A 14,783-nucleotide genomic window follows, 5' to 3' on the forward strand; every position below is an offset into this window, starting at 1 on the left:
CCCCTTCGGTTTCCGCCGCGGGAGCGTCCGGTTGCGCGGATGACGCGGATGCGGCCAATCCGGTGGCGCGGCCGTACGGTGGGGCTTAGCGTCGATGCGTGGGAGTCGGACGCACGGTGCTGCTGGTCCTGGCGTTCGTCGCCGTGGCCAGCCTGCCCGTGCTGTTCGCCCTCATCTTCTGCGCCGACGAGATCATCGACCGGGTGGCCTGCGGCTACGCCGAATGGCGCGACCGCCGCCGCGAGCGCCGCACCATCGCCCGGCTCGACAGGGCCATCGAGGCCGACGCGCTGACCCGCGACATCGACCTGTCCGAGTTCGACCGCACGGACCGGCGGCCGCTCGAACAACTCGCCGCCGACCTGCGCCGGCTCGGCAGCCAGCGCCTCGGCGGCACCGGGCGGTCGGTGGTGTGGCACGGCGCGGTGCTCCAGGCGTACGACGACCGGCTGCGGATGGCCTGCCGGGCCCTCGGCATCACCGAGCACCTGACCGAGCTGACCGGCGTCGACCAGGAGATCGAGCGGGTGCGGGTCGAGGGGCTGCTGCACGCCGCCGGTCTGACGCTGCCCGCCGCCCGCACCGGGCGCCGCCAACAGCACCGCTAGGCGTACGCGGGTGCGGCTCTTCGTGGCGGTCTACCCGCCGCCGGAGGCGGTCGCCCACCTCACCGCCCAGATCGCCCAGTTGCGGGTCGGGGCGGCCGCCGCGGCCGGCACCAACGTCCGGCTCGCCGACCCGGCGCACCTCCACCTCACCCTCGCCTTCCTCGGCGACGTCGAGGCGGACCGGCTCGTCGAGGTGGAGAGCGCCCTCGGGCTCGCCGCCCAGTGGTTCCACGACGCCCGGGACTCCTCGCCCCGGCTGCGCCTCGGCGGCGGCGGCCGGTTCGGGCGCGGCCGGTTCACCGTGCTGTGGGTGGACGTGAGGGGCGAGGCCGAGGCGCTGGCCACCCTGGCCCGGCTGGTCCGTTCACGGCTGCGGCACGCGCGCCTGCCGCTCGACGACAAGCCGTTCCGCGCGCACCTCACGGTTGCCCGGCCCGGTGACCGGGTGGACCGCGTCGACGTCGAGGCGGACCGGGCCACTCTGGACGGTTACCTGGGCCCGGAGTGGCCGGCCACCGAGCTGGTGCTCGTACGCAGCCACCTCGGCCCGCGGCCCCACTACGACCGGCTCGCCGCCTGGCCGATCTGACACGGGCATCCCGCCCACGCGGCGCGCCGTCGAGGCCCGGTCGCCAGATCTCGGCGCAGCCGGCCGTCGACGGGCGCTGTCACCCTCCGACGGCCGGCCGCATCCTCACCAGGCCCACGCCTCCGGGCCCGGACCGCCGTTGCCGACGGGCGGGAACAGCTCGTCCAGCCGGGTCAGGGTTGCCTCGTCGAGCCGGACGTCCAGCGCGCCGAGCGAGCGGTCGAGCTGCTCCACGGTGCGGGGACCGATGATGGGCGCGGTCACCCCGGGCCGGGACAGCAGCCAGCCGAGCGCCACGTCGGCCGGGTCGTGCCCCAGGTCGGCGCAGAGCTTCTCGTACGCCTCGATGGTCGACCGGTGCTCGGCCAGCCCGTCGGCCGCCCGGCCGCTGTTGCCGCGCGCCGCCGAGCCCTCGGCCATCTTGCGCAGCACGCCGGCGAGCAGCCCGCCGTGCAGCGGCGACCACGGGATGATGCCGAGCCCGTGGTGCTGCGCGGCGGGAACCACCTCCAGCTCGACGTGCCGGGTCAGGAGGTTGTAGATGCACTGCTCGGAGACGAGGCCGAGGAAGTTGCGCCGGGACGCGGCCTCCTGGGCCACGGAGATGTGCCAGCCGGCGAAGTTGGACGATCCGACGTAGACGACCTTGCCCTGCGCGACCAACGTCTCCATGGCCTGCCAGATCTCCTCCCAGGGGGTGGTCCGGGAGACGTGGTGCATCTGGTAGAGGTCGATGGTGTCGGTCTGCAACCGGCGCAGCGAGTCCTCGCAGGCCCGGATGATGTGCCGGGCGGACAGGCCCTGCTCGTTGGGCCAGTCGCCCATCCTGCTGTAGACCTTCGTGGCCAGCACGACCTTGTCCCGCCGGCCGCCGCCCTGTGCCAGCCAACGGCCGATGATCTGCTCGGTGACCCCCTCACCGAGCTTCCACCCGTACACGTTGGCGGTGTCGAAGAAGTTGATCCCGTGCTCCAGCGCGCGATCCATGATCGCGAAGCTGTCCGGCTCGCTGGTCTGCGGGCCGAAGTTCATGGTGCCGAGGCAGAGACGACTGACCGAGAGGCCGGTGCGGCCAAGATTCGTGTACTCCATGAACCGAGCCTGCCACCGCGGCACTTAGAGTGCCTCTCGGCGGGCGGGTGGAACAGCCACCCGCCCGACGAGTGCCTAGGAGGACTCGCGCGCCGCCGGGCCGCTGCCGAAGAGCACGTCGTCCCAGCTCGGCAGGCGCTTGCGCGGCTTGCCCGACGTGTCGGCGGACTCGCCTCCGGCGGCCGCCGCCGCGGCGCCCGTGCGCCGGGGCCGGAGCACGGCCAGCGACGGAACGGCCGGCACCTCCTTCGGCGCGTCCGAGTCGTCGTCGAAGGCCGAGCCGGGACCGCCGCCGAGCAGCGCCGCAGCGCCGCCACCGACCGGGCGCTGCCGGGGCGCCTCGGACCCGGCGAGCGCCGCCGGCGTGCGCGGCTCCAGGCCCCGGCCCGGCGTGCCGCCGAGCGGACGGTCGAGGGAGGCGAGCAGGGCGTCGCGCCCGGCGCGGATCGGGTCGCGACCCGGGCGCGGGTGGTCGGCCGAACCGGGCAGCCCGTGCCCACCCCGACTCGGCTCACCACGCGACGGACCGGGCAGGGCGTGCCCGCCCCGCTCCGGCGCCGGCTCCTGGCCGAGGATCGGCGTGGGCCGCTCGGCGCACAGGTACTGCGCCATGTCGTCGTGCGGCGCGACCGCCTGGCGGGTCTTGTCGAGATCCCAGACCGCCTGCGCGGTGGCCTTGCCCGACGGCCAGGTGGCGATGATCCGCCAGGTGCCGTCGTCGCGCCGGTAGGCGTCCCAGGAGATCTTCTCGGTGTCGATGCCGTGCTGGGCCAGCCGGGCGTTGACCACCTCGGCGAGCGGGGTCGGCTTCTCCGCGCCCTTCAGCCGCGTGCGCCGGGCGTGCTGGGCGAGCATGGCCCGCTCCTGAAGCACGGGGCCGGCGTAGCGCAGCACCCGGTCGACCGGCACGCCGGCGATGCGGGCGACGTCCTCGGCGGACTCGCCGGAGCGGATCCGGGCCTGGATGTCACGCGGCGACAGGGACGGGATCGGATCGGCGGCGGCCGCCGGGGCCACCGTGAGCGGCGGTGCGCCCGGCTCGGCGTGCAGCGCGGTGGCCACACGTTCGTCGAGGGGCAGCGCGAGGAGCCGCCCCACCTCGTCGGCGAGCACCAGGGCCTGGCCGTCCTCGGAGAGGGCGACGAAGCGTACTGGGCGCATTGCGTTGCCTCCGTCCCGCTTCGTTGGCCGCACGCCACGAGCCAGCCACCCGGGCGTCTCGCACCACCGTACGCTCATCTGCCCGCAGGTGGGGGATCCGACACCCCGCATGTCGCGGGTGAGCAGCGCCGATGATCACGGTGGGTGGCCGCCGCACCGGGCGACGGCCACCCACCGTCACTCCGGACTAGAGCCGCTCCACCACGTAGTCGATGGACGCCGTGAGCGCCTCGACGTCGGCCGGCTCGACGGCCGGGAAGAGCGCGACCCGCAACTGGTTGCGGCCGAGCTTGCGGTAGGGCTCGGTGTCCACGATGCCGTTGGCGCGCAGCGCCTTCGCGACGGCGGTTGCGTCCACCCCGTCGGCGAAGTCGATCGTGGCGACCACGTTGGACCGCAGCGCCGGGTCGGCGACGTACGGGGTGGCCACCGTGGAGCGCTCGGCCCAGCCGTACACGATGGCGGCGCTCTCGGCCGTCCGCTTGGCCGCCCAGGCCAGGCCGCCCTGCGCGTTCATCCAGTCGGTCTGCTCGGCGGCCAGGAAGATGGTCGCGAGCGCCGGGGTGTTGTAGGTCTGCTCGAGCCGCGAGTTGTCGATGGCGGTGACCAGGTCCAGGAAGGCCGGGATGTACCGGCCGGACGCCTTGATCTCGGCGGCCCGCTCCAGCGCCGCCGGCGACATGAGGGCCAGCCAGAGGCCGCCGTCGGAGCCGAAGCACTTCTGCGGCGCGAAGTAGTAGACGTCGGTCTCGGCGACGTCCACGTCCAGGCCGCCGGCGGCGGAGGTGGCGTCGACCAGCAGGAGCGAGCCCTCGTCGGCGCCGGCAACGCGGGAGATCGGCACGGCCACGCCGGTCGAGGTCTCGTTGTGCGGGGTGGCGTAGACGTCGACGCCGGCCTCGGCCACCAGGCGCGGGGCGCTGCCCGCCTCGGACCTGTGGACGGTGGGCTCGCCGAGGAACGGCGCGTCCTTGACGGCCTTCGCGAACTTCGCGCCGAACTCGCCGAAGCTCGCGAACTGGGCCCGGTCGCGGATCAGGCCGAACGTGGCGACCTCCCAGAAGGCCGTGGTGCCGCCGTTGCCCAGCACCACCTCGTAGCCCTCGGGCAGCGCGAAGAACTCGGCGATCCCGCGGCGCAGCCGGGCCACCTGGTCGCGCACCGTCTTCTGTCGGTGGGAGGTGCCCAGGTAGCTGGTGGCCACGTCGGCGAGGGCGGACACCGCCGCCGGGCGGACCTTGGACGGCCCGCAGCCGAACCGCCCGTCGGCGGGCTTGATCTCGTCGGGAATCCGGATGGTCGGTGCGTCAGCCACGGTCTTCAGGGTCCTTCCGCGTGGGCCGGGTGAGCTGGCGGGCGCGGGATCCTCGACGGGCGCGGGGCACGCGCCGACCGGGATCCGAGCCTGGTCCGGCGGCACTGCCGAGCCCTCATCCTTTCATCCCCGGCCGCCGGGCCCGTGGTCGGTCCCGCGCCCGGCACTGAGGCGTACGCCACAACCGGCCGGCCCCGGACAGCGGAAAGGGCCCCGCGCCGGCGTGGCGGGGGCCCTTTCGCGGGGATCGCTCAGACGCCGTGCGGGATGGCGTCCCAGCCCTCGACCTCCTGCGGCTTGCGCGGGCCGGGGCCGACGTAGCGGGCGGACGGGCGGACCAGCCGCTGGAGCCGCTTCTGCTCCAGGATGTGCGCGCTCCAGCCGCCCATCCGGGCGCAGGTGAACATCGAGGTGAACATGTGCGCGGGCACCTCGGCGAAGTCGAGCACCACGGCCGACCAGAACTCGACGTTGGTGGCGAGCACCCGGTCCGGCTTGCGGTTGTGCAGCTCCTCGAGGGCGGCCTTCTCGAGCGCCTCGGCGATCTCGAAGCGGGGCGCGCCGAGCTCCTTCGCGGTGCGGCGGAGCACGCGGGCCCGCGGGTCCTCGGCCCGGTAGACCCGGTGCCCGAAGCCCATGAGCCGCTCGCCGCGGTCGAGGACGCCCTTGACGTACCCCTCGGCGTCGCCGCTGCGCTCGACGGCCTCGAGCATGCTCAGCACCCGCGACGGCGCGCCGCCGTGCAGCGGCCCGGAGAGCGCGCCGATGCCGGAGGAGATGCAGGCCGCGGCGTCCGCGCCCGTCGAGGCGACGATCCGGGCGGTGAAGGTGGAGGCGTTCAGGCCGTGCTCGGCCGCCGAGATGAAGTACGCGTCGACCGCCTTGACGTGCCGCGGGTCCGGCTCGCCGCGCCAGCGCTTCATGAACCGCTCGACGATGGTCTGCGCCTTGTCGATCTCCTTCTGCGGCACGGCGGGGAGACCCAGGCCGCGGGCGGACTGCGCCACGAAGGAGAGCGCGGTCACCGAGACCCGCGCGAGGTCCTCGCGCGCCTGCTCGTCGGAGATGTCCAGGAGCTGGCTGAGGCCCCAGTACGGAGCGAGCATCGCGACCGCGGACTGCACGTCGACGCGGATGTCGCCGGAGTGCACCGGCACCGGGAACGGCTCAGCCGGCGGGAGGCCCGGCCCGAACCGGCCGTCGACCAGCAGGGCCCACACGTTCCCGAAGGAGACCTGGCCGATCAGATCCTCGATGTCCACCCCGCGGTACCGGAGGGCGCCGCCCTCGCGGTCGGGCTCGGCGATCTCGGTCTCGAAGGCTACGACGCCCTCCAGGCCCGGTTTGAAGTCGGCCATGTCGCTCTCCTGGCTCTGGTCCGGTGCGCCCGGTGAGCCCCAATCCGGCCCAGCCGGTCGAGCACCTTAGGCGACCCTCAGGGATGTGTTCGGAACATCTTGCCTGCTGAGTAACCCAGTACGCGACCCGCGGGGACTGTGCCGCACGCGACATCCCCCGCCGAGCATCCCGTCCGCCGCCGGGGTGAGACTGGGGCGGTACGGGCTGGGCAGCCACGCGCGCGCCGGCGGCCCGGGAAAGAGGAGTGGGAACGTGACGGGCGACACACCAGCCCCGGCCGCGATGCGTAACGAGTACGCCGCGGACCGGGGCCTTTCCGAGACCGACCTGGCCGGTGACTGGCACACCCAGTTCACCCGCTGGTTCGCCGACGCGGTGGCCTTCGGGCTGCCCGAGCCGAACGCGATGGTCGTGGGCACCGCCGACGCCGCGGGCCGGCCCAGCGGCCGCACCGTGCTGCTGAAGGGCTACGACCCGGACGGGTTCGTGTTCTTCACCAACCACGCCTCGCGCAAGGGCACCGAGGTGGCGGCCAACCCGTACGCCAGCCTCGTCTTCCCCTGGTTCCCCATGCAGCGCCAGGTCGTGGTGGCGGGCGCCGTCGAGCCACTGCCCCGGGCGGAGACCGAGGCGTACTTCGCGACCCGGCCCCGCACTTCCCAGCTTGGCGCCTGGGCCAGCCCCCAGTCGCAGGTCGTGCCCGACCGCGCCGCGATCGAGCAGCGCTACCGGGAGGCGGAGGAGCGGTTCGCGGGCGTGGAGGCGATCCCGGCGCCGCCGCACTGGGGCGGGCTGCGCGTCCGCCCCGGGTCGGTCGAGTTCTGGCAGGGCCGCGCCGGGCGGCTGCACGACCGGCTGCGGTTCCGGCGTACGGACGCCGGCGACTGGACCGTCGAACGGCTCGCGCCGTGACGGGCGCGCAGCAGGCCCGGCCGCGCGGGGCGCGCCGCTGGGCCATCGACCTGCGGCCGCTGCGGGTGGCCGACTACCGGCGGATCTGGCTCGGCAACGGGATCGCGACGTTCGGTTTCCAGTTCACGGCGGTCGCCGTGCCGGTCGAGATGTACGACCTCACCCGCGACTCGTTCTGGGTCGGCCTGCTCGGCGTGGCGGGGTTCCTGCCGCTGCTCGTGTTCGGGCTCTGGGGCGGGGCCGTCGCCGACGCGCGGGACCGGCGGCTCGTGCTGCTCGGCGGGTCGGTGCTGCTCTGGGCGTCCACCCTCGGCCTCCTCGTGCAGGCGCTGCTGCGGGTGGGCAGCCCGGTGCTGCTGCTCGTCCTGGTGGCCGTGCAGTCCACCGCGTTCGCCGTCACCTCGCCGGCCCGCAGCGCGATCCTGCCCAAGCTGGTGCCCCAGCACCTGGTGCCGGCCGCGAGCACGCTGAACTACACGACCTTCACGGCCTCGTCGGTGGTCGGTCCGCTGGCGGCCGGCCTGATCTTCGCGTCGTGGCAGACGGACGTCGGGCTGCCCGTCGCGTACGCCGTGGACGCGGTGCTGTTCACCGTCTCGCTCTGGGCCACCCTGCGGCTGCCCTCGCTGCCGCCGGAGCCGGACCCGGACGGCGACGGCACGCCGCGCAGGGCGGGGCTCGCGAGCGTGGTGGACGGGTTCCGCTTCCTGGCGACGACGCCGGTGCTGCTGCTCTCGTTCGGCGTCGACCTGATCGCGATGATCCTCGCGATGCCGCGCGCGCTCTTCCCGGAGATCGCCCACGAGCGGTTCGAGGGTGCGGGGGCGGTCGGGTGGCTGTACGCCGCCATCGCCATCGGCTCGATGCTCGGCGGGCTCACGTCCGGCTGGATCGGCCGGCTGCGCCGCCAGGGCCTCGGGCTGGTGCTCGCGGTGGTCGGCTGGGGGATGGCCATCGCGGCCGCCGGGTTCGCCCACCAGCTCTGGCTCATGGTGGTGCTGCTCGGCGTGGCCGGCGCGGCCGACCTGGTGAGCGCCGTGCTGCGGCAGACCATGCTGCTCGTGTACGCGCCGGACCGGATGCGCGGCCGGCTGCAGGGTGTGAACACGGTGGTCGTCGCGGGCGGCCCGCGCCTCGGCGACCTGCGGGCCGGCACCACGGCGGCCGCGTTCGGCGGCGGGGTGGCCTGGGTGGCCGGCGGCGTCGCCTCCGCAGTCCTGGTGGTGGTGCTGGCGGTCGCCTTCCCGGCGCTGCTGCGCTACCGGGCCGCCACCACGGTCGACCCCGAGCGGCCGCCCGCGGAGGAGACGACCGCCGCGGCGGCGTCGGGCGGTGACCGAGAGTGATTGATTAGGGTCGCCTCCATGGACACCCCGGACCAGCGCCCACCCTCGGGCACCCAGTGGACGATCTCCGCCGCCGGCCACGAGGCCGTCATCGTCGAGGTGGGCGGCGGGGTGCGGACGTACGCGCACGACGGCGTCGACTACCTCGATGGGTACGCCGAGGACGAGCTCTGCCCCGGCTGCGCCGGCCAGGTGCTCGCGCCGTGGCCGAACCGGATCCGGGACGGCCGGTACGCCATCGGTGAGCGGACGCACCAGCTGCCGCTCACCGAGCCGGAGCGGCACGTGGCCATCCACGGGCTGGTCAACTGGGTGCGTTGGCACCTGCTGGAGCAGTCCACGGACGCGGTGACCCTCGGCTACGCGCTGCCGCCGCAGCCCGGCTACCCGTGGGCGTTGGACCTGCGCAGCCGCTGGAGCGTCGGGGCCGACGGCCTGCGCGCCGAGCACGAGGTCCGCAACGTCGGCGGCGAGCCGGCGCCGTTCGGCTTCTCGGTGCACCCGTACCTCCAACTGCCCGGGGTGGCCGTGGACGACCTGGCGATGCGGGTGCCCGGCCGGACCCGGATGGTGCTCGACAACCGGCTGCTCCCGATCGCTGCGACCGCCGTGGACGGCACCGAGTACGACTACACGAGCCCCCGCCGCATCGGCGACGCCGTGCTCGACCTGTCCTTCGGCGACGTGGCGCGGGACGCCGACGGCGGGTCCGCGGTGAGCCTGGCCGGCCCGGACGGCTCGGCGGGCGTGACGATCTGGGCCGACCGGGAGTTCGGCTGGTGGCAGGTCTTCACCGGGGACACGCTCACGGGTGACCGGCACCGCCGCTCGGTGGCGGTCGAGCCCATGACCTGCCCGCCGGACGCGTTCCGCTCCGGCCGCGACGTGATCATGTTGAAGCCGGGGGAGACCTGGCGGGGCGTCTGGGGCGTCCGGCCCGGCGCCTGATCGGCGAGGGGAGCCGCATGGAGTTCGCCGAGGTCATCCGGCGGCGGCGGATGGTCCGCAACTACGACCCGGACCGGCCCGTGCCGCCCGAGGTCGTGCAGCGGCTGCTCGACCACGCGGTCCGCGCGCCCTCCGCCGGCTTCGCGCAGGGCTGGGGCTTCCTGGTGCTCGAGGGGGCCGCCGACCGGGAACGGTTCTGGGCGGCGGCCACGCCGGGCGGCGGGGGCCGGGAGCGTTGGCTCACCGGCATGCGGCGAGCGCCGCTGATCCTCGTCCCGCACGCGAACCGGTCGGTGTACCTGGAGCGGTACGCCGAGCCGGACAAGGGCTGGACGGACCGGTCGACGGACCGCTGGCCGGTGCCCTACTGGTACGTGGACGCCGGCTTCGCCGCACTGCTCATGCTGCTGACCGCCGTGGACGAGGGGCTCGGCGCGTGTTTCTTCGGGATCCACCCCCAGCGGCTGGCCGCGTACCGGGAGGCGTTCGGCGTACCCGAGGAGTTCGAACCCCTCGGCGCGATCACCGTGGGTTACCGCGCGGCCGACCACCGGTCACCGTCGCTGCGGCGGGGCCGCCGTCCCGTCGACGAGGTGGTGCGGCGCGGCCGGTGGAGCTGAGCGCCACGCCGGACGTGCGCGTTGAAGATCGGGCGAGCGGTAGCGAAACTGACATCAGGGAGCAGAACGCGGTGTGGAACAGGCGGCTAGGCTGGCACGGTCATCGGTGCCGCGCCGTGCGGTGCCACGCCGCGACCCGGCACGGCGCCGTAGGTCGGCCCGGCCACGGGGAGGGGAGCGTGCCGTCGTGATCTTCAGAGCGGTCCGGGACGGGCGTCCCTACCCGGAGCACAACCTGACGCTCAAGCAGTGGGCGGAGATCCCGCCGCGGCCGCTGCGCCTGGACCAGTTGATCACTACCAAGCGTGAGCTGGCGCTCGACAAGCTCCTCGCCGAGGACTCCACCTTCTACGGCGACCTGTTTCCGCACGTGGTGCAGTGGAACGGCGGCCTCTACCTGGAGGACGGCCTGCACCGGGCGCTGCGCGCGGCGCTCCAGCAGCGCAACCAGATCCACGCGCGGGTGCTGGTGCTCTCCGAGGCGGTCGAGTAGCGCTCTCCCGCGCTCGCGGTGAGCGCTCCTCGCGCGGAAAGCTGAGCCACCGTTAGGGTGGCTGCCATGAGCCAGCGTCCCACCGCCCCGCTCGACCTGCTCGACCTCGACTCCGCGCTCAGCGAGGAGGAGCGGCAGATCCGCGCCGTCGTGCGCCAGCTCGTCGACGACCGGGTCCGGCCGCACGTCGCCGGGTGGTACGAGAACGGTGAGGTCCCCGCCCGCGAGCTGGCCCGCGAGTTCGGCAAGCTCGGCCTGCTCGGCATGCACCTGACCGGCTACGGCTGCGCGGGCGCCTCCGCCGTCGCGTACGGACTGGCCTGCCTGGAGCTGGAGGCCGGCGACTCGGGGCTGCGTTCACTGGTCTCCGTGCAGGGGTCGCTCGCCATGTACGCCATCTGGCGCTACGGCAGCGAGGAGCAGAAGCAGCGCTGGCTGCCGTCGATGGCCACCGGCGAGGCGATCGGCTGCTTCGGCCTGACCGAGCCCGACCACGGCTCCGACCCCGCCTCGATGGCGACCCGGGCCTGCCGCGACGGCGACGACTGGGTGCTCACCGGCGGCAAGATGTGGATCACCAACGCGCCCGTCGCCGACGTCGGGGTGATCTGGGCGCGCACCGACGACGGGGTGCGCGGTTTCGCCGTACCGATGGACAGCCCCGGCGTGAGCGCCCGGGAGATCCGGCACAAGATGTCGCTGCGCGCGTCGGTGACCGGGGAGATCGTGCTCGACGACGTCCGGCTGCCGGCCGACGCGCTGCTCCCCGACGCGGTGGGGCTCAAGGCGCCGCTGAGCTGCCTCACCGAGGCGCGGCACGGCATCGTCTGGGGCGCGCTCGGCGCCGCGCGGGACTGCCTGGAGACCGCCCTGGCGTACGCGGGCACCCGCACCCAGTTCGGCCGACCGCTCGCCGGGTTCCAGCTCACCCAGGCCAAGCTCGCCGACATGGCCGTCGAGTTGCAGAAGGGCTACCTGCTGGCGCTGCACCTGGGCCGTCTCACCGACGCCGGCCGGCTCCGCCCCGAACAGGTGAGCGTCGGCAAGCTGAACAACGTGCGGGAGGCGCTCGCCATCGCGCGGCAGTGCCGCACCATCCTCGGTGCCAACGGCATCTCCGGCGAGTATCCGGTGATGCGTCACGCCAACAACCTGGAGAGCGTGCTCACGTACGAGGGCACGTCCGAGATCCATCAGTTGGTGATCGGGCAGAAGCTCACCGGGATCAACGCGTTCGCGTGACCGTCTCACATCGCTGAGCTGCGGATACGACCTGTCGGGCGGCTCGCCGAGCGCCTGTCGTACGGCGGACGTACCGTCATTGTCAGACGCCAGTGTCTGACGAGGACGGTGAGGGCGATGGCCCGCGACGCTGACAGCAACGAGCCCACCAGGGAGTTCCCGGGCTACCCGACCGGAGAGGCCCTCAAGGTCCGCTCCGACGTGACGCCCGAGCCGGCGACGACGCCGGAGCACCACACACGGCCCGCCGGCGGGCCCACGCGAGGGCTGCTGTGGGTGCTCGGCGCGGCGGCGCTCGCCGTGATCGTCCTGCTCGGCGTGCAGACGAGCGGTCTCTGGCCGAGCTTCCGCAACCCGTTCGCTGAGGAGCAGACCGACCGCAGCCAGCCGACGCTGCTGAAGTCGATCCAGGACCTCAGCCGCTACGTGGCGGCCGAGGGCAACTTCCAGGTGGTGGTCGACCTCCAGACCGACCGCAAGTACGTGCCGGAGTTCCTGCTCAACGAGCGGACGCTCTTCGTGGGGGCGGGCAGCGTGGAGGCGTACGTCGACTTCACGAAGATCTCCGAGGGGGCCGTCGTCGAGTCGGCCGACGGCAAGTCGGTGGAGATCAAGCTGCCGGCGCCGCAGCTCGGCGAGACCAACCTTGACCTGGAGAAGAGCTACGTGTTCGCCGAGAAGCGTGGCCTGCTCAACCGCCTGGGTGACGTGTTCGCGAGCGACCCCAACCGGCAGCAGGAGGTCTACCGGCTCGCCGAGGAGCGGATCACGGCGGCCGCGCGCGACAGTGGCCTCGGCGCCCGGGCGGAGGAGAACACCCGCAAGATGCTGGAGGGTCTGCTCGGCTCCCTCGGCTACGAGAAGGTGACCGTCACCTACGTCGCCTCCTGATCAGGTCTCCGGCCGGAGACCGACGGCGCCCGCCCCGAGGCCGGGGCGGGCGCCGCCGCGCAGACCCCCCACCCCCGCCCCCGCCCTCCTCTGACGGGTGATCAAGAGGTTTGCGTCAGATCCAGCGCCATTCTTGACGCAAAGCTCTTGATCAACAGGAGTTGGGCGGGCGGGTGGGTGAGGGGGAACGGTCAGTGGGCGGTGGTGGCCAGGTAGCGGTCCTCGTTGGGCATCAGGAGCCAGAGCACCAGGTACACGATCACCTGGGTGCCGGGCAGCAGCAGCGACAGCAGGAACAGCAGCCGGACACCGTTGGCCGACATGCCGAACCGCTGGGCCAGGCCGGCGCAGACACCGGCGAGCATGCGCCCCTGGCGGGGCCGGACCAGTTTGCGACTCATCGTCGTACTCCCACTCTGCGGCGGTGCGTGCCGCGTCTGACCTCCACGGTAGGAACGGGTGGCCAGCGCGCCCTCAGCCCGCAGGACGATCGGGCACCCGTGTACCCGTAGGTGGTTACCCGTGCAGACCGACACGATGCGCCCCCCGGCGAGCCGGCACCGCCGAAGATCACGCCGCAGCACGGTTGTCGTGGCCTCGATGGAGGCGGGAGGCCACTACAAGCAGGAAGTAGTGCGGCAGCACCGCCAGCCGCAGCGGCGGCCCCGACCGCCGGGCGACGGGTGACCTGGGCGGGTAGGCTCGCCGGTTGGGCGCCCACACCCCGGGCCCCGCCGGTCGCCCGGACCCGGGCGGCCACGACCGGGCCGTACCCGCACGACGGAGACGACGGCGAAGAAAGTGCAGCCATGATCAGTGTTTTCGATCTCTTCAGCGTCGGCATCGGGCCGTCCAGCTCGCACACCGTCGGGCCGATGCGGGCCGCCCGCACCTTCGTGAGCGGGCTCAAGGCCGACGGGCTGCTGACCGCCACCGCCCGGGTGCAGGCCGAGCTCTTCGGCTCCCTCGGGGCGACCGGGCACGGTCACGGCAGCGACCGCGCCGTGCTGCTCGGGCTGGTCGGCGAGGCGCCCGAGACGGTCGACACGGACACCGTCGCCCCCCGGATCGAGCGGATCCGCGCCGAGCGCCGCATCGCCCTGCTCGACGCGCACGACATCGCCTTCGACCCGGACCGGGACCTGGTGCTGCACCGCCGCCGGTCACTGCCGTACCACCCGAACGGGATGACCTTCGCGGCGTACGACGACACGGGCGCCGAGCTGCGTACGCGCACCTACTACTCGGTGGGCGGCGGGTTCGTGGTGGACGAGGCGGCGGCCGGCGCGGACCGGATCGTCCCGGACACCACCCGGGTCCGGCACCCGTTCCTCACGGGTGCGGAGCTGCTCGAGGTCACCGGCGCCACCGGGCTGTCGATCAGCGAGGTGATGCTCGCCAACGAGCTGTCCTGGCGCAGCGAGTCCGAGGTGCGCGCCGGCCTGCTGGAGATCTGGCGCGTGATGCGCGAGTGCGTGGAGCGGGGCTGCGAGCGCGACGGGACGCTGCCCGGCGGCCTGAAGGTGCGCCGCCGCGCCGCCGAGCTGCGCCGCAGCCTGGAGGCGGAGGCCGGCAGCGCCGACCCGCTGCGGGCCATGGACTGGGTGACCCTGTTCGCGCTCGCCGTCAACGAGGAGAACGCCGCGGGCGGCCGGGTGGTCACCGCGCCCACCAACGGGGCGGCCGGGATCATCCCCGCCGTCCTGCACTACTACACGCGGTTCGTGCCGGGCGCGTCCGACGAGGGTGTGGTCCGGTTCCTGCTGGCGGCCGGCGCGATCGGTGTGCTGTTCAAGGAGAACGCGTCGATCTCCGGCGCCGAGGTCGGGTGCCAGGGCGAGGTGGGGTCCGCCTGCTCGATGGCGGCGGCCGGGCTCGCGGAGGCGCTCGGCGGCACGCCGGCGCAGGTGGAGAACGCCGCCGAGATCGGGATGGAGCACAACCTGGGGCTGACCTGCGACCCGGTCGGTGGCCTCGTGCAGATCCCCTGCATCGAGCGGAACGCGGTGGCTAGCATCAAGGCGATCACGGCTGCCCGGCTCGCGCTGCGCGGCGACGGGGTGCACGCCGTCTCGCTGGACAAGGTCATCAAGACCATGCGGGAGACCGGCGCGGACATGAAGGTCAAGTACAAGGAGACGGCACGCGGCGGTCTGGCCGTCAACGTGATCGAGTGCTGACCGCGCCCGATTCGGGACGTTCGTTCA

General features: G+C 73.6%; 15 protein-coding genes. 10 read left to right on the top strand and 5 right to left on the bottom strand.

Features of this window, described 5'->3' with window-relative positions; genetic code table 11:
- Positions 1-98 precede the first annotated feature (98 nt).
- Positions 99-608, top strand: a complete 510-nt coding sequence (locus ACSNOA_RS03850) for a hypothetical protein (protein WP_436656321.1) — start codon at positions 99-101, stop codon at positions 606-608.
- Positions 609-618: 10 nt separating this feature from the next.
- Entirely contained in the window at positions 619-1,197 is a 579-nt protein-coding gene (thpR, locus tag ACSNOA_RS03855) for an RNA 2',3'-cyclic phosphodiesterase (protein ID WP_436656323.1), read from the top strand.
- A gap of 105 nt (positions 1,198-1,302) precedes the next feature.
- Here the strand turns inward: thpR and ACSNOA_RS03860 are convergent, their stop codons facing one another.
- The 4 genes from ACSNOA_RS03860 to ACSNOA_RS03875 all read right to left on the bottom strand — a co-directional run bounded on the left by ACSNOA_RS03860 (position 1,303) and on the right by ACSNOA_RS03875 (position 6,123).
- Entirely contained in the window at positions 1,303-2,289 is a 987-nt protein-coding gene (locus ACSNOA_RS03860; RefSeq protein WP_436656325.1) for an aldo/keto reductase, read from the bottom strand.
- Positions 2,290-2,364: 75 nt separating this feature from the next.
- On the bottom strand, positions 2,365-3,450 hold the full coding sequence (gene sepH / locus ACSNOA_RS03865; protein WP_436656327.1) for a septation protein SepH: 1,086 nt from the start codon (positions 3,448-3,450) through the stop codon (positions 2,365-2,367).
- 187 nt (positions 3,451-3,637) lie between these two features.
- The gene (serC, locus tag ACSNOA_RS03870; RefSeq protein ID WP_436656329.1) at positions 3,638-4,765 is read right to left on the bottom strand and encodes a phosphoserine transaminase; all 1,128 of its coding nucleotides are present in this window, start codon (positions 4,763-4,765) and stop codon (positions 3,638-3,640) included.
- 251 nt (positions 4,766-5,016) lie between these two features.
- The gene (locus ACSNOA_RS03875; RefSeq protein ID WP_436656331.1) at positions 5,017-6,123 is read right to left on the bottom strand and encodes a citrate synthase 2; all 1,107 of its coding nucleotides are present in this window, start codon (positions 6,121-6,123) and stop codon (positions 5,017-5,019) included.
- A 283-nt stretch (positions 6,124-6,406) separates the two neighbouring features.
- Here ACSNOA_RS03875 and pdxH point away from each other — a divergent pair, with 283 nt between their 5' ends.
- The 7 genes from pdxH to ACSNOA_RS03910 all read left to right on the top strand — a co-directional run bounded on the left by pdxH (position 6,407) and on the right by ACSNOA_RS03910 (position 12,576).
- Complete coding sequence (gene pdxH / locus ACSNOA_RS03880; RefSeq protein ID WP_436658307.1) at positions 6,407-7,036, top strand: pyridoxamine 5'-phosphate oxidase; 630 nt, start codon at positions 6,407-6,409, stop codon at positions 7,034-7,036.
- Positions 7,033-8,382 (top strand): MFS transporter, encoded by a 1,350-nt coding sequence (locus ACSNOA_RS03885; protein WP_436656333.1) that lies wholly within the window; start codon positions 7,033-7,035, stop codon positions 8,380-8,382. The genes pdxH and ACSNOA_RS03885 overlap by 4 nt, the downstream gene beginning before the upstream one ends.
- Before the next feature lie 18 nt (positions 8,383-8,400).
- Positions 8,401-9,330, top strand: a complete 930-nt coding sequence (locus tag ACSNOA_RS03890) for an aldose 1-epimerase family protein (RefSeq protein ID WP_436656335.1) — start codon at positions 8,401-8,403, stop codon at positions 9,328-9,330.
- 17 nt (positions 9,331-9,347) lie between these two features.
- Positions 9,348-9,950 carry a nitroreductase family protein gene (locus ACSNOA_RS03895; protein ID WP_436656337.1) on the top strand — a complete coding sequence of 201 codons (603 nt, stop codon included), beginning with the start codon at positions 9,348-9,350 and terminating at the stop codon, positions 9,948-9,950.
- A 187-nt stretch (positions 9,951-10,137) separates the two neighbouring features.
- Positions 10,138-10,443, top strand: coding sequence for a type II toxin-antitoxin system VapB family antitoxin (locus ACSNOA_RS03900; protein WP_091593012.1), 306 nt, complete (start codon positions 10,138-10,140; stop codon positions 10,441-10,443).
- A gap of 66 nt (positions 10,444-10,509) precedes the next feature.
- On the top strand, positions 10,510-11,685 hold the full coding sequence (locus tag ACSNOA_RS03905; protein WP_436656340.1) for an acyl-CoA dehydrogenase family protein: 1,176 nt from the start codon (positions 10,510-10,512) through the stop codon (positions 11,683-11,685).
- A gap of 117 nt (positions 11,686-11,802) precedes the next feature.
- Positions 11,803-12,576: a DUF4230 domain-containing protein gene (locus tag ACSNOA_RS03910; RefSeq protein ID WP_436656342.1), complete on the top strand. Its 774-nt coding sequence runs from the start codon at positions 11,803-11,805 to the stop codon at positions 12,574-12,576.
- Positions 12,577-12,767: 191 nt separating this feature from the next.
- Here the strand turns inward: ACSNOA_RS03910 and ACSNOA_RS03915 are convergent, their stop codons facing one another.
- Entirely contained in the window at positions 12,768-12,977 is a 210-nt protein-coding gene (locus tag ACSNOA_RS03915; protein WP_436656344.1) for a PspC domain-containing protein, read from the bottom strand.
- A 408-nt stretch (positions 12,978-13,385) separates the two neighbouring features.
- Here ACSNOA_RS03915 and ACSNOA_RS03920 point away from each other — a divergent pair, with 408 nt between their 5' ends.
- A complete protein-coding gene (locus tag ACSNOA_RS03920; protein WP_436656346.1) occupies positions 13,386-14,756 on the top strand; it encodes an L-serine ammonia-lyase in 1,371 nt (456 codons plus the stop codon).
- The last annotated feature ends 27 nt before the right edge of the window (positions 14,757-14,783 follow it).

Origin of the sequence: Micromonospora sp. URMC 103 (assembly GCF_051386435.1) — a bacterium.
Lineage (GTDB): Bacteria > Actinomycetota > Actinomycetes > Mycobacteriales > Micromonosporaceae > Micromonospora.

Excerpts from the sequence above, each read along its gene's own strand:
- ACSNOA_RS03860 (WP_436656325.1), bottom strand. The coding sequence starts at position 2,289 with ATGGAGTACACGAATCTTGGCCGCACCGGCCTCTCGGTCAGTCGTCTC.
- sepH (WP_436656327.1), bottom strand. The coding sequence starts at position 3,450 with ATGCGCCCAGTACGCTTCGTCGCCCTCTCCGAGGACGGCCAGGCCCTG.
- ACSNOA_RS03875 (WP_436656331.1), bottom strand. The coding sequence starts at position 6,123 with ATGGCCGACTTCAAACCGGGCCTGGAGGGCGTCGTAGCCTTCGAGACC.
- pdxH (WP_436658307.1), top strand. The coding sequence starts at position 6,407 with ATGCGTAACGAGTACGCCGCGGACCGGGGCCTTTCCGAGACCGACCTG.
- ACSNOA_RS03890 (WP_436656335.1), top strand. The coding sequence starts at position 8,401 with ATGGACACCCCGGACCAGCGCCCACCCTCGGGCACCCAGTGGACGATC.
- ACSNOA_RS03895 (WP_436656337.1), top strand. The coding sequence starts at position 9,348 with ATGGAGTTCGCCGAGGTCATCCGGCGGCGGCGGATGGTCCGCAACTAC.
- ACSNOA_RS03905 (WP_436656340.1), top strand. The coding sequence starts at position 10,510 with ATGAGCCAGCGTCCCACCGCCCCGCTCGACCTGCTCGACCTCGACTCC.
- ACSNOA_RS03910 (WP_436656342.1), top strand. The coding sequence starts at position 11,803 with ATGGCCCGCGACGCTGACAGCAACGAGCCCACCAGGGAGTTCCCGGGC.
- ACSNOA_RS03915 (WP_436656344.1), bottom strand. The coding sequence starts at position 12,977 with ATGAGTCGCAAACTGGTCCGGCCCCGCCAGGGGCGCATGCTCGCCGGT.
- ACSNOA_RS03920 (WP_436656346.1), top strand. The coding sequence starts at position 13,386 with ATGATCAGTGTTTTCGATCTCTTCAGCGTCGGCATCGGGCCGTCCAGC.